This window comes from Pseudomonas sp. R-28-1W-6 (genome assembly GCF_009799925.1).
Classification (GTDB): domain Bacteria; phylum Pseudomonadota; class Gammaproteobacteria; order Pseudomonadales; family Pseudomonadaceae; genus Aquipseudomonas.
This window is the reverse complement of record NZ_WELK01000016.1, coordinates 1-23,735: the sequence shown is the minus strand read 5'-3', so window position 1 is coordinate 23,735 and position 23,735 is coordinate 1. Positions and strand designations below refer to the sequence as shown.

Sequence of the window (23,735 nt, the reverse complement as noted above, 5' to 3'; positions counted from 1 at the left end):
ATTGACGTGAGCAAGCGAGCCCATAACTTCTGCGCCGGTCCGGCGGCGCTCCCCACCGCGGTACTCGAACGCGCCCAGGCCGAGATGCTCGACTGGCAGGGCAAGGGCCTTTCCGTGATGGAAATGAGCCACCGCAGCGACGAGTACGTGGCTATCGCCGAGAAGGCCGAGCAGGACCTGCGCGACCTGCTGAGCATCCCGAACGACTACAAGGTGTTGTTCCTCCAGGGTGGCGCCAGCCAGCAGTTCGCCGAGATCGCCCTCAACCTGCTGCCGGAAGACGGCGTCGCCGACTACATCGACACCGGCATCTGGTCGAAGAAGAGCATCGAGGAAGCCAGTCGCTACGGCAACGTCAACGTCGCCGCCAGCGCCAAGGCCTACGACTACTTCGCCATCCCGGGGCAGAACGAGTGGCAGCTGTCGAAGGATGCCGCCTACCTGCACTACGCCAGCAACGAGACCATCGGTGGCCTGCAGTTCGACTGGGTCCCGGAAGTGGGCGACACCCCGCTGGTGGTGGACATGTCCTCGGACATCCTCTCCCGCGAGATCGACGTGTCCAGGTTCGGCCTGATCTACGCCGGCGCGCAGAAGAACATCGGCCCCAGCGGCCTGGTGGTGACCATCGTCCGTGAGGACCTGCTGGGTCGTGCCCGCAGCATCTGCCCGACCATGCTCAACTACAAGGTCGCGGCCGACAACGGCTCGATGTACAACACCCCGGCGACCTATTCCTGGTACCTCTCCGGCCTGGTCTTCGAGTGGCTCAAGGAGCAGGGCGGCGTGGCCGCCATGGAGCAGCGCAACAAGGCTAAGAAGGACCTGCTGTACAAGGCCATCGACGCCAGCGACTTCTACAGCAACCCGATCGCCAGGAACGCCCGTTCCTGGATGAACGTGCCGTTCCGCCTGGCCGACGAGAAGCTGGACAAGGCCTTCCTGGCCGGTGCCGAGGCGCGCGACCTGCTCAATCTCAAGGGCCACCGTTCGGTGGGCGGCATGCGTGCCTCCCTCTACAACGCCACCGGCCTGGATGCGGTGGAAGCCCTGGTGGCCTACATGGCGGAGTTCGAGAAGGAGCACGCCTGATGAGCGACGTCGATCAGCTCAAGGCGCTGCGCGTTCGCATCGACAGCCTGGACGAGAAGATCCTCGAGCTGATCAGCGATCGCGCGCGCTGCGCCCAGGAAGTGGCGCGGGTGAAGATGCTCTCGCTGCCGGCTGGCGAGAAGCCGGTGTTCTATCGCCCCGAGCGCGAGGCCTGGGTGCTCAAGCACATCATGGAGCTGAACAAGGGGCCGCTGGACAACGAGGAAGTGGCGCGGCTGTTCCGCGAGATCATGTCCTCCTGCCTGGCCCTCGAGCAGCCGCTGAAGATCGCCTACCTCGGCCCGGAAGGCACCTTCTCCCAGGCCGCGGCGCTCAAGCACTTCGGTCACGCGGTGATCAGCCAGCCGATGGCGGCGATCGACGAAGTATTCCGCGAGGTGGCCGCCGGTGCGGTCAACTTCGGCGTGGTGCCGGTGGAGAACTCCACCGAGGGGGCGGTCAACCATACCCTCGACAGCTTCCTCGAGCACGACATGGTCATCTGCGGCGAGGTGGAGCTGCGCATCCACCATCACCTGCTGGTCGGCGACACCACCAAGACCGACAAGATCACCCGCATCTATTCCCATGCCCAGTCCCTGGCTCAGTGCCGCAAGTGGCTGGACGCGCACTACCCGAACGTCGAGCGCGTGGCGGTTTCGAGCAACGCCGAAGCGGCCAAGCGGGTGAAGAGCGAGTGGAACTCGGCGGCCATCGCCGGTGATATGGCGGCGAACCTCTATGGCCTGAGCAAACTGTTCGAGAAGATCGAGGATCGTCCGGACAACTCCACGCGCTTCCTCATCATCGGTAATCAGGAAGTGCCGCCGACCGGCGACGACAAGACCTCGATCATCGTGTCGATGAGCAACAAGCCGGGCGCGCTGCACGAACTGCTGGTGCCGTTCCACGTCAACGGCATCGACCTGACCCGCATCGAGACCCGTCCGTCGCGCAGCGGCAAGTGGACCTACGTGTTCTTCATCGACTTCGTCGGTCACCACCGCGACCCGCTGATCAAGGACGTGCTGGAAAAGATCAATCAGGAAGCCGTGGCCCTCAAGGTGCTGGGTTCCTACCCGAAAGCGGTCCTCTAAGGAGCCCACATGAGTTGCGATTTCCTCGCCCGTGCCGTGCCGGGCGTGCAGAAACTCTCGCCCTACGTGCCGGGCAAGCCGGTCGACGAGCTGGCCCGCGAGCTGAATCTCGACCCGGCCGGCATCGTCAAGCTGGCCAGCAACGAGAACCCGCTGGGCCCCTCGCCGAAGGCGCTGCAAGCCATCCGCGCCGAGCTGGCCGAACTGACCCGCTACCCGGACGGCAACGGCTTCGAACTCAAGTCGAGGCTGGCCGCGCGCTGTGGCGTGCAGCTGAACCAGGTGACCCTGGGCAACGGCTCCAACGACATCCTCGACCTGGTCGCCCGTGCCTGGCTGGCGCCAGGGCTGAACGCGGTGTTCAGTCAGTACGCCTTCGCCGTCTACCCGATCGCCACCCAGGCGGTCGGCGCCCAGGGCAAGGTGGTGCCGGCCAGGGACCATGGCCACGACCTGGAGGCCATGCTGGCCGCCATCGATGCCGATACCCGCGTGGTGTTCATCGCCAACCCGAACAACCCGACCGGCACCTGGTTCGGCCCGGACGCGCTGGAGCGCTTCCTCGCCCGCGTGCCGCAGGACGTGCTGGTGGTGCTGGACGAGGCCTATATCGAATACGCCGAGGGCGACGAGCTGCCCGATGGCCTCGACTACCTGGCGCGCTACCCCAATCTGCTGGTATCGCGCACCTTCTCCAAGGCCTATGGCCTGGCCTCGCTGCGGGTCGGCTATGCGCTGTCCTCGCCGCAGGTGGCCGATGTGCTCAACCGCGTGCGCCAGCCGTTCAACGTCAACAGCCTGGCCCTGAGCGCCGCCTGTGCCGCGCTGGAGGATGCCGACTACCTGGCGGCAAGCCGGCAGTGCAACGATGCCGGCATGGCCCAGTTGGAGGCCGGCCTGGCCGCGCTGGGGCTGAGCTGGATCGCCTCCAAGGGCAATTTCATCGCGGTGGATTTCGCCCGCGATGCGGCGCCGATCAATCAGGCGCTGCTGCAGGCCGGGGTGATAGTGCGTCCGGTGGCCGGTTACGGCATGCCGACCTTCCTGCGCGTGTCCATCGGCACCCAGGCGGAAAACGCCCGCTTCCTTGACGTGCTGGGGCAGGTGCTTGCGCGTGGCTGAGGTCATGTCTGCGCCATCCGTGCCTGCCAAGCTCGGCCGCCTGGTGGTGGTCGGTCTGGGCCTGATCGGTGGCTCGTTTGCCAAGGGCATGCGCGAGAAGGGGCTGTTCGGCGAGGTGGTCGGCGTCGACCTGGATGCCGAGTCGCGGCGCTTGGCCGTGGAGCTGGGGGTGGTCGATCGCTGCGAAACCGATCTGGCGGCCGCCTGTCAGGGGGCGGCGGTGATCCAGCTGGCGGTGCCTATCCTGGCCATGGAGAAGCTGCTGGCGCAGCTGGCCAGGTTCGATCTGGGTGATGCGCTGCTCACCGATGTCGGCAGCGCCAAAGGCAACGTGGTGCGCGCGGCGCGCCTGGCCTTTGCGGGCGACAACCCGCGCTTCGTGCCGGGCCATCCGATCGCCGGCTCCGAGCAGAGCGGGGTGGAGGCGGCCAATGCCGGCCTGTTCCGGCGCCACAAGGTGATCCTGACGCCGCTGGATTCGACCGATCCGGCTGCCCTGGCGCTGATCGACGGGCTGTGGCGCGCGCTGGGTGCGGATGTCGAGCACATGCAGGTCGAGCACCACGACCAGGTGCTGGCCGCCACCAGCCATTTGCCGCATCTGCTGGCCTTTACCCTGGTCGACTCGCTGGCCAAGCGCAGCGAGAACCTGGAAATTTTCCGTTACGCCGCCGGCGGTTTCCGCGACTTCACGCGGATTGCCGGCAGCGATCCGGTGATGTGGCACGACATCTTCCTCGCCAATCGCGAGGCGGTGCTGCGCACCCTTGATGCATTTCGCGACGATCTCGACGCCCTGCGCGACGCGGTTGACGCAGGGGACGGGCATCAACTGTTGGGCGTGTTCACCCGCGCCCGGGTTGCCCGCGAGCATTTCAGTAAAATCCTGGCCCGTCGGGCCTATGTGGACGCCATGCATTCGAACGACCTGATTTTCCTCGCCAATCCTGGTGGCTCCCTGTCCGGCCGCATCCGCGTGCCGGGCGACAAGTCGATTTCCCACCGCTCGATCATGCTCGGCTCGCTGGCTGAGGGCACCACCGAGGTGGAGGGCTTCCTCGAAGGCGAGGATGCACTGGCCACCCTGCAGGCGTTCCGCGACATGGGCGTGGTCATCGAGGGGCCGCACCATGGCCGGGTGACCATTCACGGGGTCGGCCTCAATGGCCTCAAGCCGCCGCCCGGCCCGCTCTATGTGGGCAACTCGGGGACGTCCATGCGCCTGCTGTCCGGCCTGCTTGCCGGGCAGCCGTTCGACACCACCCTGACCGGTGATGCCTCGCTGTCCAAACGCCCGATGAATCGCGTGGCCAAGCCGCTGCGCGAGATGGGCGCGATCATCGAGACCGGCCCGGAAGGGCGTCCGCCGCTGACCATCAAGGGTGGTCAACGCCTGACCGGCATGCATTACGAAATGCCGATGGCCAGCGCCCAGGTCAAGTCCTGCCTGCTCCTGGCCGGGCTGTATGCCGCCGGTGAAACCGCGGTGACCGAGCCGGCGCCGACCCGCGACCATACCGAGCGCATGCTGCGTGGCTTCGGCTACCCGGTGGCGGTGGACGGCAGCGTGGCTCGCGTCGAGTCCGGGCACAAGCTCAGCGCCACCCACATCGAAGTCCCGGCGGACATCTCTTCGGCGGCCTTCTTCCTGGTGGCGGCGAGCATCGCCGAGGGTTCCGAGCTGGTGCTGGAGCACGTCGGCATCAACCCGACCCGTACCGGGGTGATCGATATCCTCAAGCTGATGGGCGCCGATATCTCCCTGGAAAACCAGCGCGAGGTGGGTGGCGAACCGGTGGCGGATCTGCGCGTGCGCGCCGCCAAGCTGAAAGGCATCGACATTCCCGAAGACCTGGTGCCGCTGGCCATCGACGAATTCCCAGTGCTGTTCATCGCCGCCGCCTGCGCCGAAGGGCGCACCGTGCTGCGCGGCGCCGAGGAGCTGCGGGTCAAGGAATCCGATCGCATCCAGGTGATGGCCGACGGCCTGCTCGCCCTGGGCGTGAAGGCCGAGCCGACCCCGGACGGCATCATCATCGACGGCGGTCCGATTGGTGGCGGCGAGGTATGGAGCCACGGCGACCACCGCATCGCCATGTCCTTCAGCGTGGCCTCGCTGCGCGCCACCGCGCCGATCCGCATCCATGACTGCGCCAACGTGGCCACCTCGTTCCCCAATTTCCTCGGTCTGGCCGCTCAGGCCGGTATCCGCGTGGCGGAAGAGGGCAAGGCATGACTGGCTTGGCGACGGTGATCACCATCGACGGGCCGAGCGGCTCGGGCAAAGGCACGGTGGCCGGCCTGCTGGCGCGCCAGCTGGGCTGGAACCTGCTGGACTCCGGCGCGCTGTACCGCCTGCTGGCCTTCGCCGCGCGCAATCATGGCATCGACCTGACCAATGAAGAGGCGCTGAAGACCCTGGCGGCTCACCTGGACGTGCAGTTCATCGCCGCCAGCGGCGGTCACGGCCAGCGCATCATCCTCGAAGGCGAGGAAGTGACCGACGACATCCGCAACGAGCAGGTCGGCGCCGGCGCTTCCCAGGTCGCCGCCTTGCCGGCGGTGCGCGATGCGCTGCTGCAGCGCCAGCGCGCCTTCCGCGAGGCGCCGGGCCTGGTGGCGGACGGTCGTGACATGGGCACGGTGGTGTTTCCCGAGGCGCCGCTGAAGATCTTCCTCACCGCCAGTGCCGAGGAGCGCGCCCGTCGGCGCTATCTGCAGTTGAAAGGCAAAGTGGAAGGTGTTAGCCTGCCGAGTCTGCTAGACGAGATTCGTGCACGTGATGAGCGTGACATGCAGCGCGCAGTGGCGCCACTGAAGCCGGCAGTCGATGCCATTCAGCTGGATTCCACTGAGCTGTCCATCGAGCAGGTACTGGAAAGAATTCTCAGCGAGGTCGCCAATCGCGATCTCGCCGGGTAGTAAAAGACCGCACTCACGCGGTCGACAAGGAGGCGTGCAGGAGACCAGTCAACGTCCTGCAGGCCTCTTTTTACATCACGAACCCACATTGTCTGGAGTGTGGTTTGGGCAGATTCCCTGCCCTTGATCAACAGGAATCAACATGAGCGAAAGCTTTGCAGAACTTTTTGAAGAAAGCCTAAAGACTCTTAATCTTCAGGCTGGCGCGATCATCACCGCGATCATTGTCGACATCGACTATCAAGCTGGCTGGGTAACCGTCCACGCTGGTCTGAAGTCCGAAGGCCTGATCCCGCTTGAACAGTTCTACAACGATGCTGGCGAACTGGCCATCAACGTTGGTGATGAAGTTCACGTGGCGCTGGACGCGGTTGAAGATGGCTTTGGTGAAACCAAGCTGTCCCGCGAAAAAGCCAAGCGTGCTGAGTGCTGGATCGTTCTGGAAGCAGCTTTCGCCGCTGAAGAAGTGGTCAAGGGCGTTATCAACGGTAAGGTTAAGGGCGGCTTCACTGTCGACGTTAACGGCATCCGTGCGTTCCTGCCGGGTTCCCTGGTCGATGTCCGTCCGGTGCGTGATACCACTCACCTGGAAGGCAAAGAGCTCGAGTTCAAGGTCATCAAGCTGGACCAGAAGCGCAACAACGTTGTCGTTTCCCGCCGCAGCGTGCTGGAAGCCGAGAACAGCGCCGAGCGCGAAGCTCTGCTGGAATCCCTGCAGGAAGGCCAGCAGGTCAAAGGTATCGTCAAGAACCTCACCGACTACGGTGCGTTCGTTGACCTGGGCGGCGTCGATGGTCTGCTGCACATCACCGACATGGCCTGGAAGCGTATCAAGCACCCGTCCGAGATCGTCAACGTTGGCGACGAGATCGACGTCAAGATCCTCAAGTACGACCGCGAGCGCAACCGCGTCTCCCTGGGCCTGAAGCAGCTGGGCGAAGACCCATGGGTTGCCATCAAGGCGCGTTACCCGGAAGGCACTCGTGTCACCGCCAAGGTCACCAACCTGACCGACTACGGCTGCTTCGCTGAGCTGGAAGAAGGCGTTGAAGGCCTGGTGCACGTGTCCGAGATGGATTGGACCAACAAGAACATCCACCCGTCCAAAGTCGTTAACGTCGGCGACGAAGTGGAAGTTCAGGTGCTCGACATCGACGAAGAGCGTCGTCGTATCTCCCTGGGCATCAAGCAGTGCAAGTCGAACCCATGGGAAGACTTCTCTGGCCAGTTCAACAAGGGCGACAAGATCTCCGGCACCATCAAGTCGATCACCGATTTCGGTATCTTCATTGGTCTGGACGGTGGCATCGACGGTCTGGTTCACCTGTCCGACATCTCCTGGAACGAAGTGGGCGAAGAAGCCGTGCGTCGTTTCAAGAAGGGCGACGAGCTGGAAACCGTCATCCTCTCCGTTGATCCGGAGCGCGAGCGCATCTCCCTGGGCATCAAGCAGCTGGAAGACGATCCGTTCTCCAACTACGCCTCGCTCAACGAGAAGGGCACCATCGTTCGTGGCACCGTGAAAGAAGTTGACGCCAAAGGCGCCATCATCGATCTGGGCAACGATATCGAAGCGACCCTGAAGGCCTCCGAAATCAGCCGTGACCGCGTTGAAGACGCGCGCAACGTGCTGAAGGAAGGCGACGAGGTCGAAGCCAAGATCATCAGCATCGACCGCAAGAGCCGCGTAATCAGCCTGTCCATCAAGTCCAAAGACGTCGAAGACGAAAAGGATGCGATGAAAGAGCTGCGTACCAAGCAAGAAGTTGAAAGCACCGGTCCGACCACCATTGGTGATCTGATCCGCGCGCAGATGAACCAGAACTAAGTTCAGGTTGATCAGGAAAAGGGCGACTTCGGTCGCCCTTTTTTGTGCCTGTCGATTTTTCCGGAAAGCGGCTTGGCGCCGGGCCGTGGGTGGCTTCCGGCGCCGCTGCGCGGCAGCGCCATGCGGCGAAAACGGTGCACGGCGAACTATCTTGCCCGGCTACTGCGATTTTGCGCTAACACCTTGTTTTATAGGCTGTTCAAAAGCTGACCAGCATGCTAAAACCTTCCTATCTAGTGATCTAGCCGCTTGAAAAAGAAGGGAAAACCATGACCAAGTCGGAGTTGATCGAGCGCATTGTCACCCATCAGGGGTTGCTGTCCTCAAAGGATGTTGAGCTGGCGATCAAGACCATGTTGGAACAAATGTCGCAGGCTCTGGCCACCGGGGATCGCATTGAGATCCGCGGTTTTGGCAGTTTTTCCCTGCACTATCGGGCGCCACGTGTCGGTCGCAATCCGAAGACCGGCGAGTCGGTGCGTCTGGACGGCAAATTCGTCCCGCACTTCAAGCCGGGGAAGGAGCTGCGTGACCGGGTCAACGAAGATGAATGAGTTCGTCTCGCGGGGGCTGGCATGCTGAGCTATTTGAAGCGTTGGCTATTGCTGGGCGGGCTGTTGCTGGTGGCGCTGGCCGTGCTGGTGTTCGTGCTGGAAAACCGCCAGCAAAGCCATCTGGTGTTCCTCGGCTGGTTGACCCCCGAGCTTCCCGTCGCGGTGCTGATGTCCGTCGCTTTCATCCTCGGTGTGGCGTTTTCCCTGCTGCTCAATCTCTGGCTGCTGGGCAGTCTGCGCCTACGCATAGCGCGCCAGCAGCGCGATCTGCTGCTGTTGCGGCGACAGCAGGCCGAGACCAGGGAATAGTCCAGCGAATTCTTCGCGACGACGTCGTTGCGTACCTTAAGTCTTTCTTGGTCACACCGACGGTGGCGTGTGCTTCCCTTGGGTCGGCGGTTTTTGGGTGCTCTGCCGTCTATTCCGATTTTTCTTGTTGGGTGCAGGTAGGGGCTTTAGGCGAATGCGTGTTCTGGTCACTGGTGCAGGAGGGTTTGTCGGGCGCGCTCTGGTCGAGCATTTGCGCTTGAATCCTGCGTTGCAGGTCGTGGCTGGCCTACGCTGCGCCGGGAAATATTCCGCAGGTCCTGCAGTCGAGACGCTCGAGCTGGGGGATCTGGCGCAGGATGGCATTGATGCTGCAGTTTTGCAGGGTACTGCAGTGATCGTGCATTGTGCAGCCCGGGTGCATGTACTGGCGGAGCGCGGTAGCGACCCGCTGCCGGCGTTCCGCCAGGTCAATGTGCAGGGAACGCTAGGCCTGGCGCAGGCCGCGGTACGGGCCGGGGTGAAGCGCTTTGTGTTCATTAGTACGATCAAGGTCAATGGTGAGGAAACCGCTGCGGGTTCCAGCTTTCGTGCCGATGACCGACCGACTCCCGCCGATCCTTATGCCATCTCCAAGTTCGAGGCCGAGCAGGGGTTGCTGCAACTGGCCTCGGATACGGGGTTGGAAGTCGTCATCGTGCGACCACCGCTGGTCTACGGACCGGGCGTCGGTGCCAATTTTCTCAGCATGATGACCTGGTTGAGTAAGGGCTGGCCTTTGCCGTTGGGAGCCATTCATAACGGTCGTAGCCTGGTGGCCTTGCCGAATCTGGTTGATCTGATCGAGCTTTGTCTGGTTCATCCGGCAGCGGCCAACCAGGTTTTCCTGGTTAGCGATGGCGAGGACCTGTCTAGCTCAGAGCTGTTGCGCCGGGTTGCGTCGGCCTTGTGTCGGCCTGCACGCCTGCTGCCTATTCCGGCTTGGCTGTTGCGCTCGTTGGCGACCATGCTGGGGCGTCGGGGTATGGGGCAGCGGTTGTGTGGTTCACTGCGGGTCGACATGAAAAAGACCTGTGAGCGCCTTGGCTGGCGCCCTCCGGTGTCTAGTGCCGTGGTGTTGCAGCAGACGGCCGACTATTTTCTCGAGCGCCAATCGGCATGATGGTGCTGTGGTCATTACCCACGGTATTTCTTGGGGCGTTGCTGATGACGTGGGGGCTGCGTCGCTATGCGCTCTTGCGCAATGTGCTGGATATCCCCAATTCGCGCAGTTCCCATACGCAACCGACACCGCGTGGCGGTGGTTTGGCCATAGTGTTGGCCTTCTCCTTGGCGCTGCCTTGGGCTAGCTGGGTGGGCGCATTGTCCATGATGCACCTGTGGGCATTGTTGGGGGCGGGGGGGCTGGTTGCCCTGGCGGGCTTTGTCGATGATCACCTCTCCCTGGCGGCGCGTTGGCGCCTGCTGGCACATTTCGTCGCGGCCATCTGGGCGCTGGCATTCCTGGGTGGGGCGCCTGATCTCCAGGTGCTGGGGGTGGTCGTCGATCTCGGTTGGGGCGGTTTTGCCCTGGCTGTGCTCTATCTGGTCTGGCTACTCAATCTCTACAACTTCATGGATGGCATAGATGGCCTTGCCGGTGTCGAGGCGCTCACTGTTGGGCTGGGTGTCGCATTGTTGTATGCCTGGCTGGGGTTGTGGGATGCGCTGCTGCTACCGCTGCTGCTGGCTCTGGCCGCCAGTGGTTTTCTGGTCTGGAATTTCCCGCCGGCGCGGATATTTATGGGTGATGCTGGCAGTGGTTACCTGGGCCTTATTCTCGGCATGTTGTCTCTGCAGGCGGCCCTGAGCGATCCAGGTCTGTTGTGGGTATGGCTGATCCTGCTGGGGGTGTTTGTCGTCGATGCGACGTTGACGCTGGGACGGCGCCTTGCTCGGGGGGAGAAAATCTATGAGGCGCATCGCAGCCATGCCTATCAGCATGCTGCCCGTCACTATGGGCGGCACCTGCCCGTGACTTTGGCTGTCGCGGCGATCAATATATTCTGGCTATTACCTGTTGCCTGCTGGGTCGCGCAAGGGGGCGAAGGGCTTGCGGGAGTTTTCCTGGCTTACCTGCCGCTGATCTGGCTGGCGCTGCACTTCAGGGCAGGCCTGGATGGCTGAAGCGCTGTAACGGTTGATCGCGTTCGAGAATAATAACGAGAATAGACATGGATCCTCTGACTTTGCGCACCTGGTTATTGCGCTGGCCGCGTCGCTACAAGCGTCTCGTCCAGGTTGCCGCGGATGTGGCTATTACCTGGCTGGCGCTGTGGCTGGCCTTCTGGGTTCGCTTGGGTTCGGATCGGCTGGTCAATCCGTTCGGCGATCATTTGTGGCTGTTTGTGGCGGCCCCCCTGTTGGCTATCCCGGTATATATTCGCCTGGGAATGTATCGAGCCGTTCTGCGCTATCTGGGCAATGATGCCCTGCTCACCATCTTCCGTTCGGTTACCGTCGCAGCCTTGTTCCTGGCGCTATTGGTGTACTGGCATCACGATGTGCGGGCGGTAGTGCCGCGTTCGCTGGTGTTCAATTACTGGTGGCTCAGTCTGGTGATGGCGGGCGGGTTGCGCCTGGTCATGCGCCAATACTTCATGGGTGACTGGTTCAACGTGCGCCACGCCATGAACCTGATGGGGCGTGATGATGGGTTGCCCAAGGTGGCCATCTACGGGGCGGGGACTGCCGGCAACCAGCTGGCAGCGGCCCTGCGTTCTGGGCGCGCCATGCGTCCGGTGGCTTTCATCGACGATGACCCGAGTATTTCCTTTCGGGTCATCTCGGGGTTGAAGGTCTACAAACCCAAATATATCGAGCAGATGATCGGCGAGACCGGTGCCCAGGAGATCCTGCTCGCGATTCCGTCGGCGACGCGGACTCGGCGCCGAGAAATCCTGCACTACCTGGAAGCCTTCCCCCTGCATATCCGTTCGGTCCCGGACATTCTGGATTTGGCCAGCGGCCGGGTTAAGGTCGAGGATATTCAGGAGGTCGATATCGCGGATTTGCTCGGCCGTGATGCAGTGCCCCCGCAGATGGCGCTGTTCGAGCTGTGTATTCGTGGGCGGGTGGTGTTGGTGACCGGTGCTGGCGGTTCCATAGGGGCGGAGTTGTGCCGGCAGATCCTCGGCTGCTCGCCGAAGACTCTGATCCTTTTCGATCATGGCGAATTCAATCTGTACAGCATTCATGCCGAGCTGGAGGCGAGGGGGCGTCGCGAATCCCTGCCCGTCAGGCTCGTGCCGATCCTGGGGACTGTGCGCGCTCCCGAGCGCCTGCAGAATGTGATGCTGTCCTGGGGAGTCGATACGGTTTACCACGCAGCGGCCTATAAGCATGTGCCGATGGTTGAGCACAATATTGCCGAAGGCGTGCTCAACAACGTGCTAGGGACTTTGCATGCGGCGCAGGCTGCGCTGAAGGCCGGTGTCGAGCACTTCGTGCTGATATCTACCGACAAGGCCGTCCGCCCGACCAATGTCATGGGCAGCACCAAGCGCCTGGCAGAAATGCTCTTGCAGGCCTTGAGTCGGGAGTCCGCGCCGATTCTGTTTGCGGATCGGGCTAACCTGCATCGGGTCAACAAGACCCGCTTCAGCATGGTGCGCTTTGGCAATGTGTTGGGATCCTCCGGTTCGGTCATTCCGCTGTTCCGTGAGCAGATCAAGCGTGGCGGACCGGTTACGGTGACGCATCCGGCCATGACCCGCTACTTCATGACCATTCCGGAGGCCGCCCAGCTGGTAATCCAGGCTGGAGCCATGGCGCAGGGCGGCGAGGTGTTTGTCCTGGATATGGGGCAGCCGGTGAAGATTCTCGATCTGGCCGAGAAGATGATCCATTTGTCCGGACTCAGCGTTGATGCCGAGGACAACTTGCAGGGTGACATCCGTATCGAGTTCACCGGGTTGAGGCCCGGCGAGAAGCTGTATGAGGAGCTGCTGATCGGCGATAACGTCAATCCGACTTGCCATCCGATGATTATGCGTGCCGCCGAAGAGAGCTTGCCCTGGGATGCCATGAAGGCAGTGCTTGAGGCGCTGCTTCAGGCGTTGGAGCGGGACGATTACGACCGGGTTCGCCAGCTGCTGCGCGAGACCGTCAACGGTTACTGTCCAGAGGGTGAGATTGTCGATTGGATTCATGTGCAGCGCCGCACAGAACATTGAGCTTGCCGGTTTGACAGGGCCGTTGCAGCAACTAGCTTGAAAGCGTGGCAGGAGTACGCCACGCCTATCAATAGCAAAAGGAACTTTGCAATGCTCAAGAAAGATCTGTCCATCCTGTTATTTTCCTGCCTTGCCACCCTGTCTGCCGCTGTCTTCGCGGCGGAGCCGGTCACCAGCCAACCTTCTTCCGTCGATGCAAACCAAGCTGCGGTTGTTGCCGAGGTGGCGCGCGTCAATCTGAATACCGCCGATGTGCCTGCCTTGGAAAGTGGCCTGGTGGGTATTGGCAAGGTCAAGGCCCAGGCCATTGTCGATCACCGTACGGCCAATGGCCCGTTCGCCTCGGTTGACGAGTTGCTGGAGGTCAAGGGCATTGGTGCGGCCACTCTGGAGAAGAATCGCGACAGATTGAGTGTGAACTGACGCGGCGTGTCGCCGGGTGGTAAAAGCCGGTCGTTGACCGGCTTTTTTGTGGCTGCGCTTCGGTTGTCTGCCGTGGGGCTGAAGCTGCCCTGCGAGGTGATGGATAATTATCGCGGGCAAATTCGGACTCGACAGCGCAGCTGAACGCGCTTTAGCGCGGCCCTGAAGGGGTGAGCGAAGCGAATAACCTGGGGCGCAGTCCCTGGTGAGAATCCGGCAAGCAATAAAAAAGCCCCAGGTTTTCACCTGAGGCTTTTGAATTTGGCTCCGCGACCTGGACTCGAACCAGGGACCCAATGATTAACAGTCATTTGCTCTACCGACTGAGCTATCGCGGAACTGCGGTGCGTATCCTACTGATTAAAAAGGGGAAGTCAACACCTTGTGAGGACTTCCCGGATTTTTTCAGAGGACCTGAACGATGGCCTTGGTCACGGCGTCCAGGTTGCTGCGGTTGAGTGCGGCGACGCAGATGCGCCCGGTGCCGACTGCGTAGATGGCGAACTCGTTCTTCAGGCGTTCCACCTGCTCGGCGGTCAGGCCGGAGTAGGAGAACATGCCGCGCTGGCGGGCAACGAAGCTGAAGTCGCGCTTGGCGCCGAGGGCGGCCAGCTGTTCGACCATGGCCAGGCGCATGTCGCGAATGCGCTGGCGCATCTCGCCCAGTTCCTCTTCCCACAGGGCGCGCAGCTCGGGGCTGTTGAGCACGCTGGCGACCACGGTGGCACCGTGGGTCGGCGGGTTGGAGTAGTTGGTGCGGATTACGCGCTTGGCCTGCGACAGCACGCGGCCGGCTTCTTCCTTGGAGGCGGTGACGATGGACAGCGCGCCGACACGCTCGCCATACAGCGAGAAGGACTTGGAGAAGGAGCTGGAGACGAAGAACGGCAGGCCGGACTCGGCGAACAGGCGCACGGCGAAGGCGTCCTGCTCGATGCCGTCACCGAAGCCCTGGTAGGCGATGTCGAGGAAGGGCACGTGCTCACGCTCGCGCAGCACTTCCAGCACGGCTTTCCAGTCGTCCAGCGACAGGTCGACGCCGGTCGGGTTGTGGCAGCAGGCGTGCAGCACGACCACGGAGCGGGCCGGCAGGTTCTGCAGGTCTTCCAGCAGGCCGGCGCGGTTCACGCCATGGGTGGCGGCGTCGTAGTAGCGGTAGTTCTGCACCGGGAAACCGGCGGACTCGAACAGCGCGCGGTGGTTTTCCCAGCTCGGGTCGCTGATGGCGACCACGGCATTCGGCAGCAGGCGCTTGAGGAAGTCGGCGCCGGTCTTCAGTGCGCCGGTACCGCCGACGGCCTGGGTGGTGACCACGCGGCCTTCGGCCAGCAGGGCGGAATCGGCACCGAACAGCAGTTTCTGCACGGCGCTGTCATAGGCGGCGATGCCTTCGATCGGTAGGTAGCCGCGCGGCGCATGGGCCTCGATGCGGGCTTTCTCGGCCTCGGCGACGGCGCGCAGCAGCGGAATCCGTCCTTCCTCGGTGAAGTAGACGCCCACGCCAAGGTTGACCTTGGTGGCGCGGGGATCGGCGTTGAAGGCTTCATTCAGGCCCAGAATCGGGTCGCGCGGTGCCATTTCGACGGCAGAGAACAGACTCATGATGCGGCAGCTCGGAGAGGAAGTAGGGGGGTGGCAATACCCTGCGACGACTGAGGCTAGGGGTTGCCCGGACGGGCCGGTATTATAGCGGCCAAGGTTGCATGGGGCGATATCGCTCACATGCTTTATTGCGTTAGCTGTGACGCCCGCCATCGCGTCGCGTCACAGTTGTTTGCCGAGGTTCGCCGATGTCGGATTTTCAGCTCGTCACCCGCTTCAAGCCGGCCGGCGACCAGCCGGAGGCCATCCGCCAGCTGGTCGAGGGGCTGCAGGCCGGTCTGTCGCACCAGACCCTGCTCGGCGTGACCGGTTCGGGCAAGACCTTCAGCATCGCCAACGTGATCGCCCAGATCCAGCGCCCGACCCTGGTGCTGGCGCCGAACAAGACCCTGGCCGCGCAGCTGTATGGCGAGTTCAAGAGCTTCTTCCCGAACAACGCGGTGGAGTATTTCGTCTCCTATTACGACTACTACCAGCCCGAGGCCTATGTGCCGTCCTCGGACACCTTCATCGAGAAGGATGCCTCGATCAACGACCATATCGAGCAGATGCGCCTGTCGGCGACCAAGGCCCTGCTCGAGCGCCCGGACGCGATCATCGTCACCACCGTGTCGTGCATCTACGGTCTGGGTAGCCCCGAGAGCTACCTGAAGATGGTGTTGCACGTCGACCGTGGCGACAAGCTGGACCAGCGCGCGCTGCTGCGCCGCCTGGCCGACCTGCAGTACACCCGCAACGACATGGACTTCGCCCGCGCCACCTTCCGCGTACGCGGCGATGTGATCGATATCTTCCCGGCCGAATCCGATCTGGAAGCCATTCGCATAGAGCTGTTCGACGACGAGGTGGAAAGCATCTCGGCCTTCGATCCGCTGACCGGCGAGGTGATCCGCAAGCTGCCGCGCTTCACCTTCTACCCCAAGAGCCACTACGTCACCCCGCGCGAGGTGCTGCTGGAGGCGGTGGAGAAGATCAAGGTCGAACTGGCCGAGCGCCTGGAATACTTGCGCGCCAACAACAAGCTGGTGGAGGCGCAGCGTCTGGAGCAGCGCACCCGTTTCGACCTGGAGATGATCCTCGAACTGGGCTACTGCAACGGCATCGAGAACTACTCGCGCTACCTCTCCGGGCGCGGCCCAGGCGAGCCGCCGCCGACCCTGTATGACTACCTGCCGGACCAGGCGCTGCTGGTGATCGACGAGTCCCACGTGTCGGTGCCGCAGGTCGGTGCCATGTACAAGGGCGACCGCTCGCGCAAGGAAACCCTGGTCGAGTATGGCTTCCGCCTGCCTTCGGCGCTGGACAACCGGCCGATGCGTTTCGAGGAATGGGAGGCGGCCAGCCCGCAGACCATCTTCGTCTCTGCCACGCCGGGGCCCTACGAGGCCGAGCATGCCGGGCGGGTGGTCGAGCAGGTGGTGCGCCCGACCGGGCTGGTCGACCCACAGATCGAGGTACGCCCGGCACGCACCCAGGTCGACGACCTGCTCTCGGAAATCACCAAGCGGGTGGCGGTCGAGGAGCGCGTGCTGGTCACCACCCTGACCAAGCGCATGGCCGAGGACCTCACCGACTACCTGGGCGATCACGGGGTCAAGGTGCGCTACCTGCACTCGGACATCGATACGGTGGAGCGGGTGGAGATCATCCGCGACCTGCGCACCGGGGCGTTTGACGTGCTGGTGGGGATCAACCTGCTGCGCGAAGGCCTGGACATGCCCGAGGTGTCGCTGGTGGCGATTCTCGATGCGGACAAGGAAGGCTTCCTGCGCTCCGAGCGCTCGCTGATCCAGACCATCGGCCGCGCCGCGCGCAACCTCAATGGTCGGGCGATCCTCTATGCCGATCGCATGACCGGTTCCATGGAGCGTGCCATCGGCGAGACCGAGCGCCGGCGCAACAAGCAGATCGCCTTCAACGAAGCCAACGGCATCGTGCCCCGGGGGGTGAAGAAGGACATCCAGGACATCCTCGAAGGCGCCACCGTGCCCGGTTCGCGCAGCAACAAGCGCAAGGGCATGGCCAAGGCCGCCGAGGAAAGCGCGCGCTACGAAGCCGAGCTGCGTTCGCCGAGCGAGATCGGCAAGCGCATTCGCCAGCTGGAGGAGAAGATGTACCAGCTGGCCCGCGACCTGGAGTTTGAGGCCGCCGCGCAGCTGCGCGACGAAATCCACAAGCTGCGCGAGCGGCTGCTGCAGGTTTGATCCGCGGTGCAGGTGCTTCAGAACCCGTTTCGGGGCTCTTGAGCTAGGGCCAGGCAAGGCGGAATTGGGCGAGGACGCGGAGTTTACGAGGTGTAAATGAGCAGTCCGAGCCCAATTTCAACGCAGCATGGTCGACGATCAAGAGAGTCCGAGACGGGGTCTCAGCGCCGACCCAGGATGATCAGCGACACCCCGGTCAGGGTCGCCAGGCAGGCCAGGCCGGCGCTGAGGCTGAGCTGTTCGCCGAGGATCAGGTAACCGAGCAGCAGCGCCACCACCGGGTTGACGAAGGCGAAGGTCGACACCAGGCTCGGGCGCACCTCGCGCAGCAGCCAGAAATACGCCGGGTACACGCCCAGGCTGACCGGCAGCACCAGATAGGCCAGCCAGAGCCAGCCGCTACCGCTCAGTTCGTCGAGGTGCAGCGCCTGCCAGTCGCCTTCGAACAGGGCCAGGCCGGCGAGAATCGCGGCGCCGATCAGCATCTGCAGGCTCAGCCCCAGCCAGCTGGAACGGAACGGTGGACGCTGGCGCATCCACCAGGCGCCGATGGCCCAGAGCAGGGTGGCGAGCAGCGTCAGGCCGCCGGAAAACCATTGCAGCACGCCGCTCTCGGCGCCCAGGCCATTGCCCATCAGCAGCACAATGCCGCCGCTGGCCAGGGCCAGACCCAGCAGCGCCCAGAACGGCGGGCGTTCGCCGAGCAGCCATTCCAGGGCCACGCTCCACAGCGGCAGGCTGGTGTAGAGCATCGCCAGCAGGCCGGTGGGCAGGTGCTGGTTGGCGTAGATCAGTGCGCCCTGGCCGAAGGCGATCAGCAGCAGGCCACCGATCAGGGCGCTGCCCCAGTTGCCCGCCTGCATCTGCGTGTCGCCACGCCCCAGCGCCCAGAGCAGGGCCAGCACGCCGGCGCAGAGAAAGCGCAGGGTGCCGATGACGAAGGGTGGCAGCTCGCGCAGGAGGAAGTGGTTGGCCAGGTAGGTGGTGCCCCAGCCGACATAGATGACCAGGAAAGCCGCGATCAGCAGCAGGGAGCGGGTGCGCGTGGTGGAAGCGGGCATTGCGGAACCTTGAGCGTCGACGCGCCGCTCGTGGCGGCGTGCCGGTTTGTCAGTGGGCAGCGCCGCCGGTGGTGCCCGGTGGCAGTGCGCGGGTCAGGAGCACGGCGATCATGCTGATGCCCAGCGCCAGGCCGACGAAATGGAAGGCGTCATTGTAGGCCATGATGCTGGCCTGCTGGTGGGCGATTTCGCTCAGTTTGCCCAGTGCCGCCTGCTCGCTGCCGAGCTTCTCGGTGAGCAGGGCCAGGCGCTCGCTGACCTGCGGATTGCTCGGTACCAGGGCCTCGCGCAGGTAGTCGGAGTAGGCCTTGCTGCGGCTGTCGAGCAGGGTGGCGAGCAGGGCGATGCCGATGGCGCCGCCGAGGTTGCGCAGGATGTTGAACAGGCTGGAGGCGGAACCGGCGTCCTGGGCCTGGATGTAGGCGGTGGCGATCAGCGAGACGGTGACCATGATCATCGGCTGGCCGAGGGCGCGGATGATCTGGATGTGGTTGAACTGTTCGCCGGCGAAGTCCGGGTTGAGCACCCCGGAGGCGAAGCTGGAGAAGCCGAACAGGCCGAAACCCAGGGCGCACAGCAGCTTGGGCGGAACCACCTTCATCAGCAGCGGCACCAGCGGGATGATGAACAGCTGCGGCAGGCCCATCCACATGATCACTTCGCCGATCTGCAGGGCGCTGTAGTTCTGGATCTGCGCCAGGTACAGCGGCAGCAGGTAGATCGAGCCGTACAGGCCCAGGCCCATGCCCAGGCTGGCGATGCTGGTCAGGCCGAAGTTGCGCTCGCGCAGGATGCGCAGGTTGATCAGCGGGTTGTCGCGGGAAAACTGCAGGATCACGAACAGGCACAGACTGATCAGCGCGACCGAGCCGAGGCCGACGATCAGGCTGGATTCCAGCCAGTCCTTGCGGTGGCCTTCCTCGAGGAACACCTGCAGGCAGCCCAGGCCCAGGCCCAGGGTGAGGATGCCGCCGTAGTCGGTGCTTTTCAGCAGTTGCCAATGTGGTGCCTTCTTCTCCAGGCCGTACAGCAGCCCGGCGATCATCAGCAGGCCCGGCGGCACGTTGATGTAGAAGATGTATTCCCAGCCCCAGTTCTCGGTCAGCCAGCCGCCCAGGGTAGGGCCGATGGACGGGGCGAAGGTGGCGGTGATGGCGAACAGCGCCATGCCCTTGGCACGGTGGTGTTCCGGCAGCTTGATCAGGGTCAGGGTGAAGGCCAGCGGGATCAGTGCGCCGCCGGTGAAGCCCTGCAGGGCGCGGAATACGATCATGCTCTCCAGGTTCCAGGCCATCGAGCAGAGCAGGGATGAGGCGAGAAAGCCCAGCGACACCCACACCGCCAGGCGCCGCGCCGAGAGCAGCTGCACCAGCCAGGCGGTGAGCGGGATCATGATGATCTCCGCGACGAGGTAGGAGGTGGAAATCCACGAGCCTTCCTCCAGGGTGGCCGACAACGCGCCCTGGATGTCCTTCAGCGAGGAGTTGGTGATCTGGATGTCCAGCACCGCCATGAAGGCGCCAAGCATGGCGCTCATCACCGCAATCCAGTCGCGCCGGCTGGGTTCGCCGACGGGGCGGATCAGTTCATCAGCCGCCATGGCGTTGGTCGCCGCGGATGTCGACCTTGACCTCGACCGACATGCCCGGACGGATCTTGCCCTGCAGCGGGTTGTCCGCAGCAAAGGTCAGCTTCACCGGGATGCGCTGCACCACCTTGGTGAAGTTGCCGGTGGCGTTGTCCGGCGGCAGCAGGCTGAACTGCGCGCCGGAGGCGGCGAACAGGCTGTCGATGCGGGCTTCGATCGGCGTGTCGGGGTAGGCGTCGAAGGTCAGTTCGGCTGTTTGCCCGGGCTGCATGCGGCCGATCTGGGTTTCCTTGAAGTTGGCCTGCACCCAGATGTCGTCGTTCGGCACGATCGACAGCAGGTAGGCGCCGGCCTGCACCACCTGGCCGTTGCGCGCCGAGCGCTGGCCGACGATGCCGCCGATGGGGGCGTGGATCTGCGTGCGGGCCAGGTTCAGCTCGGCCTGGGCGATGTCGGCACGGGCGTTGGCGATCTGCGCCTCGAGGCGCTTGACCTCGGCGCTCAGGGCGTCGACCTGCTGGCGCTGGGCGCTCAGGTCCGCCTCGGCCTTGGCGACCTGGGACAGGGCGACGCGGCTGTCGGCGGCCAGGGTGGTGACCCGCTCCTCGGAGACATAGCCGGGCTTGCGCAGGGTCTGGGCGCGCGACAGGTCGATCTGCGTGCGGCTCAAAGTGGCCTGGCTGGCGCCGACATCGGCGCGGCTGGCGGCGATCAGGCTGGCCTGCTGGGTTAGGCGGCTTTGCGCCTGGGCCAGCTCGGCCTCGCGGGTGGCCAGGGCGGCGCGGGCGCGGTCGAGGGCCAGCTGGAAGTCGGCGCTTTCCAGGGTGGCCAGCAGCTGACCCTGTTCCACGTGCTGGTTGTCCTGCACCAGTACCTGCTCGATGCGCGCGCCGAGCTGGCTGGACACGCGGGTGATCTCGCCCTGCACATAGGCGTTGTCGGTGCTCTCGTGGAAGCGTCCGACCAGCAGCCAGTGGCCGAGCAGGGCCAGGGCGATCAGGGCGACGAGGGCGAGGAACACGGACAGGCGGCGTTGCAGTTTTGCGGGCATGGCGGGGCTCAAACGGCTGGCGTAAGTGTAAGCAAATCTAACAGTGTTGCCCTCAGTGTTATAGCCGCTAGAATCGGCATGCTTTGTTGCTTATAGGGAACAATAATGGGCCTCGATGATGCCTTGATCTTCACCCGCGTGGTGGAATGCCACAGCTTCACCCAGGCGGCGCAGAGCCTGGGCATGCAGAAGTCCACGGTCAGCCGGCGCATCGCCCTGCTCGAAGAGCGCCTCGGTGTGCGCCTGCTCAATCGCACCACGCGCAAGCTGCGCCTGACTGAAGTGGGGCAGGCCTACTACGAGCGTTGCCGGCAGATCATGCTCGACTTTGCGGAGGCCGAGCAGGCGGTGATGCAGCTGCAGCAGGAACCGTCCGGGCTGCTGCGGATCACCGCGCCCATCGAGTTCGGCCAGTTGTTCCTGGGTAGCGTATTGGGGCGCTTCATGCGCCAGTATCCGCAGATCAGTGCCGAGGTGGAGCTGACCTCGCGCGATGTCGACCCGGTGGAGGAGGGGGTGGATATCACCATCCAGGTCGGCCAGCCCCATGACTCCACCCTGATTGCGCGCAAGCTGTTTGAGACCAGGCGGCATCTGTACGCCAGCCCGGAGTACCTGGAATTGCAGGGAATGCCGCAGTGCATCGAGGATCTGGCAGGTCACCGGGCGATCATCCTGCCGCAGGACTCGCCACGCTACTGGCCGCTGCTCGGTGAGCACATTGCCTGCCAGCGCGTGCTGTCCTGCAACAACATCACCCTGGCCCGCGAGGCGGCCCTGGCGGGTGCCGGGATTGCCACACTGCCGCTGATGATTACCGAAGAAGCCGTGCAAAACGGTCGCCTGGTGGCGTTGCTGCCCGATGCCCGGCTGCCGGTTGGCGAGCTGTATGCGGTCTATCCCTCGCGGCGTTTCCAGGCGATGAAGGTCAAGACCTTCCTCGACTTCCTCATGGCCAGCCTGCCGCGCAGCAGTCTGCTGGAGCCGCCAGGGGCGGGCCTGTTAACATCGCGCCCCTGAGTTCTTCCCATCCGTTTCGCTTCATTGTTCCGAGACCCGCCATGACCAAAGTCCGCACTCGCATTGCGCCGTCGCCCACCGGTGACCCGCACGTCGGTACCGCCTATATCGCCCTGTTCAACCTGTGTTTCGCCCGTCAGCACGGCGGCGAGTTCATCCTGCGCATCGAGGACACCGATCAGCTGCGTTCGACTCGCGAGTCCGAGCAGCAGATCTTCGACGCCCTGCGCTGGCTGGGCATCGAGTGGAATGAGGGTCCGGACGTCGGCGGCCCGCACGGCCCGTATCGGCAGAGCGAGCGCGGCGCGATCTACAAGAAATACTCGGACGAGCTGGTCGAGAAGGGCCATGCGTTCCCCTGCTTCTGCTCCGCCGAGCGCCTGGATCAGGTGCGCGCCGAGCAGATGGCGAAGAAGGAAACCCCGCGCTACGACGGTCACTGCATGCACCTCGCCGCGGACGTGGCGCAGCAGCGCATCGCTGCCGGCGAATCCCACGTGGTACGCATGAAGGTGCCGAGCGAGGGCGTCTGCGTGGTGCCGGACATGCTGCGTGGCGACGTGGAGATCCCCTGGGATCGCATGGACATGCAGGTGCTGATGAAGGCCGACGGCCTGCCCACCTACTTCCTGGCCAACGTGGTCGACGACCACCTGATGGAGATCAGCCACGTCCTGCGTGGCGAGGAGTGGCTGCCGTCGGCGCCCAAGCTGATCAAGCTGTACGAGTACTTCGGCTGGGAGCAGCCCAAGCTGTGCTACATGCCGCTGCTGCGCAATCCGGACAAGAGCAAGCTGTCCAAACGCAAGAACCCCACCTGCATCACCTTCTACGAGCGCATGGGCTTCATGCCCGAGGCGCTGCTCAACTACCTGGGGCGCATGGGCTGGTCGATGCCGGACGAGCGCGAGAAGTTCTCCCTGGCCGAGATGATTGAGCACTTCGACCTGTCGCGTGTGTCCCTCGGCGGGCCGATCTTCGACGTGGAGAAGCTGTCCTGGCTCAACGGCCAGTGGCTGCGCGAGCTGCCGGTCGAGCAGTTTGCCCGGCGCGTGCAGGACTGGGCGTTCAATTCCCAGTACCTGATGCAGATCGCCCCCCATGTGCAGCAGCGGGTCGAGACCTTCAGCGACATCGCGCCGCTGGCCAGCTTCTTCTTCAGCGGCGGCGTGCAGCTGGATGCTGGGCTGCTGGCGCACAAGAAGCTCGCGCCGGACCAGGTGCGTCAGGCCCTGCAGCTGCTGCTGTGGGAGCTGGAAGCGCTGCGCCAGTGGGACAAGGAGAAGATCACCGAGAGCATCCAGTTCGTCTGCGCGGGCCTCGGCCTCAAGCTGCGCGACCTGATGCCGCTGATCTTCCCGGCCATCACCGGCAAGGCCAGTTCGGTGTCGGTGCTGGACGCCATGGAAATCCTCGGCGCCGACCTGTCGCGCTTCCGTCTGCGCCAGGCCATCGAGCTGCTGGGCGGCGTCAGCAACGGCGAAAGCAAGGAGTGGAAGAAGCTGCTGGAATCTTTCCGCTGAGCGGTGGGTGAGGGTAAGTGGTTGTTCTTTCGGCAAAAAAGATTAGGGTCGAATGAAAAATAGTGTTGACAGCCCAGGCCCTCGCCCCTAATATGCGCCCCGTCCAACGCGACGGGGCTATAGCTCAGCTGGGAGAGCGCTTGCATGGCATGCAAGAGGTCGACGGT

19 protein-coding genes and 1 tRNA gene are annotated in these 23,735 nt (G+C 63.8%); 15 read left to right on the top strand and 5 right to left on the bottom strand.

The window, feature by feature from the left end:
• The first annotated feature begins 6 nt into the window (after nucleotides 1-6).
• The 12 genes from serC (at nucleotide 7) to F3I62_RS19175 (ending at nucleotide 13,519) form a co-directional block, all read left to right on the top strand.
• On the top strand, nucleotides 7-1,092 hold the full coding sequence (serC, locus tag F3I62_RS19230; RefSeq protein WP_160491256.1) for a 3-phosphoserine/phosphohydroxythreonine transaminase: 1,086 nt from the start codon (nucleotides 7-9) through the stop codon (nucleotides 1,090-1,092).
• Nucleotides 1,092-2,189: a prephenate dehydratase gene (pheA, locus tag F3I62_RS19225; protein WP_160491255.1), complete on the top strand. Its 1,098-nt coding sequence runs from the start codon at nucleotides 1,092-1,094 to the stop codon at nucleotides 2,187-2,189. Before serC ends, pheA begins: the two co-directional genes overlap by 1 nt.
• Nucleotides 2,190-2,198: 9 nt before the next feature.
• The gene (hisC, locus tag F3I62_RS19220; RefSeq protein WP_160491254.1) at nucleotides 2,199-3,311 is read left to right on the top strand and encodes a histidinol-phosphate transaminase; all 1,113 of its coding nucleotides are present in this window, start codon (nucleotides 2,199-2,201) and stop codon (nucleotides 3,309-3,311) included.
• Between the two features lie 4 nt (nucleotides 3,312-3,315).
• The gene (locus tag F3I62_RS19215) at nucleotides 3,316-5,547 is read left to right on the top strand and encodes a bifunctional prephenate dehydrogenase/3-phosphoshikimate 1-carboxyvinyltransferase (protein WP_160491253.1); all 2,232 of its coding nucleotides are present in this window, start codon (nucleotides 3,316-3,318) and stop codon (nucleotides 5,545-5,547) included.
• Nucleotides 5,544-6,233: a (d)CMP kinase gene (gene cmk / locus F3I62_RS19210; RefSeq protein ID WP_160491252.1), complete on the top strand. Its 690-nt coding sequence runs from the start codon at nucleotides 5,544-5,546 to the stop codon at nucleotides 6,231-6,233. The genes F3I62_RS19215 and cmk overlap by 4 nt, the downstream gene beginning before the upstream one ends.
• A gap of 142 nt (nucleotides 6,234-6,375) precedes the next feature.
• Nucleotides 6,376-8,061, top strand: a complete 1,686-nt coding sequence (gene rpsA, locus F3I62_RS19205; RefSeq protein WP_160081459.1) for a 30S ribosomal protein S1 — start codon at nucleotides 6,376-6,378, stop codon at nucleotides 8,059-8,061.
• Nucleotides 8,062-8,330: 269 nt separating this feature from the next.
• Nucleotides 8,331-8,615: an integration host factor subunit beta gene (gene ihfB / locus F3I62_RS19200; protein WP_137971639.1), complete on the top strand. Its 285-nt coding sequence runs from the start codon at nucleotides 8,331-8,333 to the stop codon at nucleotides 8,613-8,615.
• Nucleotides 8,616-8,636: 21 nt separating this feature from the next.
• Nucleotides 8,637-8,924 (top strand): lipopolysaccharide assembly protein LapA domain-containing protein, encoded by a 288-nt coding sequence (locus F3I62_RS19195; protein WP_160491251.1) that lies wholly within the window; start codon nucleotides 8,637-8,639, stop codon nucleotides 8,922-8,924.
• A 154-nt stretch (nucleotides 8,925-9,078) separates the two neighbouring features.
• Entirely contained in the window at nucleotides 9,079-10,044 is a 966-nt protein-coding gene (locus F3I62_RS19190) for an SDR family oxidoreductase (protein WP_160491250.1), read from the top strand.
• Complete coding sequence (locus F3I62_RS19185) at nucleotides 10,041-11,048, top strand: glycosyltransferase family 4 protein (RefSeq protein WP_178122538.1); 1,008 nt, start codon at nucleotides 10,041-10,043, stop codon at nucleotides 11,046-11,048. Before F3I62_RS19190 ends, F3I62_RS19185 begins: the two co-directional genes overlap by 4 nt.
• Before the next feature lie 47 nt (nucleotides 11,049-11,095).
• Nucleotides 11,096-13,096, top strand: coding sequence for a nucleoside-diphosphate sugar epimerase/dehydratase (locus F3I62_RS19180; protein WP_160491249.1), 2,001 nt, complete (start codon nucleotides 11,096-11,098; stop codon nucleotides 13,094-13,096).
• 90 nt (nucleotides 13,097-13,186) lie between these two features.
• On the top strand, nucleotides 13,187-13,519 hold the full coding sequence (locus tag F3I62_RS19175) for a helix-hairpin-helix domain-containing protein (RefSeq protein WP_160491248.1): 333 nt from the start codon (nucleotides 13,187-13,189) through the stop codon (nucleotides 13,517-13,519).
• Nucleotides 13,520-13,781: 262 nt separating this feature from the next.
• On the opposite strand, the gene F3I62_RS19170 is transcribed toward F3I62_RS19175, so the two are convergent.
• Both F3I62_RS19170 and F3I62_RS19165 read right to left on the bottom strand, forming a co-directional pair.
• Nucleotides 13,782-13,857 (bottom strand) — tRNA-Asn (locus tag F3I62_RS19170).
• A gap of 67 nt (nucleotides 13,858-13,924) precedes the next feature.
• Nucleotides 13,925-15,121, bottom strand: a complete 1,197-nt coding sequence (locus tag F3I62_RS19165) for an amino acid aminotransferase (protein ID WP_160491247.1) — start codon at nucleotides 15,119-15,121, stop codon at nucleotides 13,925-13,927.
• Nucleotides 15,122-15,309: 188 nt separating this feature from the next.
• Here F3I62_RS19165 and uvrB point away from each other — a divergent pair, with 188 nt between their 5' ends.
• Nucleotides 15,310-17,325, top strand: a complete 2,016-nt coding sequence (uvrB, locus tag F3I62_RS19160; protein WP_160491246.1) for an excinuclease ABC subunit UvrB — start codon at nucleotides 15,310-15,312, stop codon at nucleotides 17,323-17,325.
• A 161-nt stretch (nucleotides 17,326-17,486) separates the two neighbouring features.
• On the opposite strand, the gene F3I62_RS19155 is transcribed toward uvrB, so the two are convergent.
• Genes F3I62_RS19155 through F3I62_RS19145 form a run of 3 tightly spaced genes read right to left on the bottom strand, consistent with a single transcriptional unit; the run spans nucleotide 17,487 to nucleotide 21,025 of the window.
• Entirely contained in the window at nucleotides 17,487-18,386 is a 900-nt protein-coding gene (locus F3I62_RS19155; RefSeq protein ID WP_160491245.1) for an EamA family transporter, read from the bottom strand.
• Nucleotides 18,387-18,435: 49 nt separating this feature from the next.
• Nucleotides 18,436-19,926: an MDR family MFS transporter gene (locus F3I62_RS19150; protein WP_160491293.1), complete on the bottom strand. Its 1,491-nt coding sequence runs from the start codon at nucleotides 19,924-19,926 to the stop codon at nucleotides 18,436-18,438.
• Nucleotides 19,927-19,975: 49 nt separating this feature from the next.
• Nucleotides 19,976-21,025, bottom strand: coding sequence for an HlyD family secretion protein (locus F3I62_RS19145; RefSeq protein ID WP_160491244.1), 1,050 nt, complete (start codon nucleotides 21,023-21,025; stop codon nucleotides 19,976-19,978).
• 105 nt (nucleotides 21,026-21,130) lie between these two features.
• Between F3I62_RS19145 and F3I62_RS19140 the strand changes: the two genes are divergently transcribed.
• Nucleotides 21,131-22,045, top strand: coding sequence for a LysR family transcriptional regulator (locus tag F3I62_RS19140; RefSeq protein WP_160491243.1), 915 nt, complete (start codon nucleotides 21,131-21,133; stop codon nucleotides 22,043-22,045).
• A gap of 41 nt (nucleotides 22,046-22,086) precedes the next feature.
• On the top strand, nucleotides 22,087-23,568 hold the full coding sequence (gltX, locus tag F3I62_RS19135) for a glutamate--tRNA ligase (RefSeq protein WP_160491242.1): 1,482 nt from the start codon (nucleotides 22,087-22,089) through the stop codon (nucleotides 23,566-23,568).
• Nucleotides 23,569-23,735: the final 167 nt, after the last annotated feature.

Excerpts from the sequence above, each read along its gene's own strand:
- pheA (WP_160491255.1), top strand. The coding sequence starts at position 1,092 with ATGAGCGACGTCGATCAGCTCAAGGCGCTGCGCGTTCGCATCGACAGC.
- hisC (WP_160491254.1), top strand. The coding sequence starts at position 2,199 with ATGAGTTGCGATTTCCTCGCCCGTGCCGTGCCGGGCGTGCAGAAACTC.
- F3I62_RS19215 (WP_160491253.1), top strand. The coding sequence starts at position 3,316 with ATGTCTGCGCCATCCGTGCCTGCCAAGCTCGGCCGCCTGGTGGTGGTC.
- cmk (WP_160491252.1), top strand. The coding sequence starts at position 5,544 with ATGACTGGCTTGGCGACGGTGATCACCATCGACGGGCCGAGCGGCTCG.
- rpsA (WP_160081459.1), top strand. The coding sequence starts at position 6,376 with ATGAGCGAAAGCTTTGCAGAACTTTTTGAAGAAAGCCTAAAGACTCTT.
- ihfB (WP_137971639.1), top strand. The coding sequence starts at position 8,331 with ATGACCAAGTCGGAGTTGATCGAGCGCATTGTCACCCATCAGGGGTTG.
- F3I62_RS19195 (WP_160491251.1), top strand. The coding sequence starts at position 8,637 with ATGCTGAGCTATTTGAAGCGTTGGCTATTGCTGGGCGGGCTGTTGCTG.
- F3I62_RS19190 (WP_160491250.1), top strand. The coding sequence starts at position 9,079 with ATGCGTGTTCTGGTCACTGGTGCAGGAGGGTTTGTCGGGCGCGCTCTG.
- F3I62_RS19185 (WP_178122538.1), top strand. The coding sequence starts at position 10,041 with ATGATGGTGCTGTGGTCATTACCCACGGTATTTCTTGGGGCGTTGCTG.
- F3I62_RS19180 (WP_160491249.1), top strand. The coding sequence starts at position 11,096 with ATGGATCCTCTGACTTTGCGCACCTGGTTATTGCGCTGGCCGCGTCGC.
- F3I62_RS19175 (WP_160491248.1), top strand. The coding sequence starts at position 13,187 with ATGCTCAAGAAAGATCTGTCCATCCTGTTATTTTCCTGCCTTGCCACC.
- F3I62_RS19165 (WP_160491247.1), bottom strand. The coding sequence starts at position 15,121 with ATGAGTCTGTTCTCTGCCGTCGAAATGGCACCGCGCGACCCGATTCTG.
- uvrB (WP_160491246.1), top strand. The coding sequence starts at position 15,310 with ATGTCGGATTTTCAGCTCGTCACCCGCTTCAAGCCGGCCGGCGACCAG.
- F3I62_RS19155 (WP_160491245.1), bottom strand. The coding sequence starts at position 18,386 with ATGCCCGCTTCCACCACGCGCACCCGCTCCCTGCTGCTGATCGCGGCT.
- F3I62_RS19145 (WP_160491244.1), bottom strand. The coding sequence starts at position 21,025 with ATGCCCGCAAAACTGCAACGCCGCCTGTCCGTGTTCCTCGCCCTCGTC.
- F3I62_RS19140 (WP_160491243.1), top strand. The coding sequence starts at position 21,131 with ATGGGCCTCGATGATGCCTTGATCTTCACCCGCGTGGTGGAATGCCAC.
- gltX (WP_160491242.1), top strand. The coding sequence starts at position 22,087 with ATGACCAAAGTCCGCACTCGCATTGCGCCGTCGCCCACCGGTGACCCG.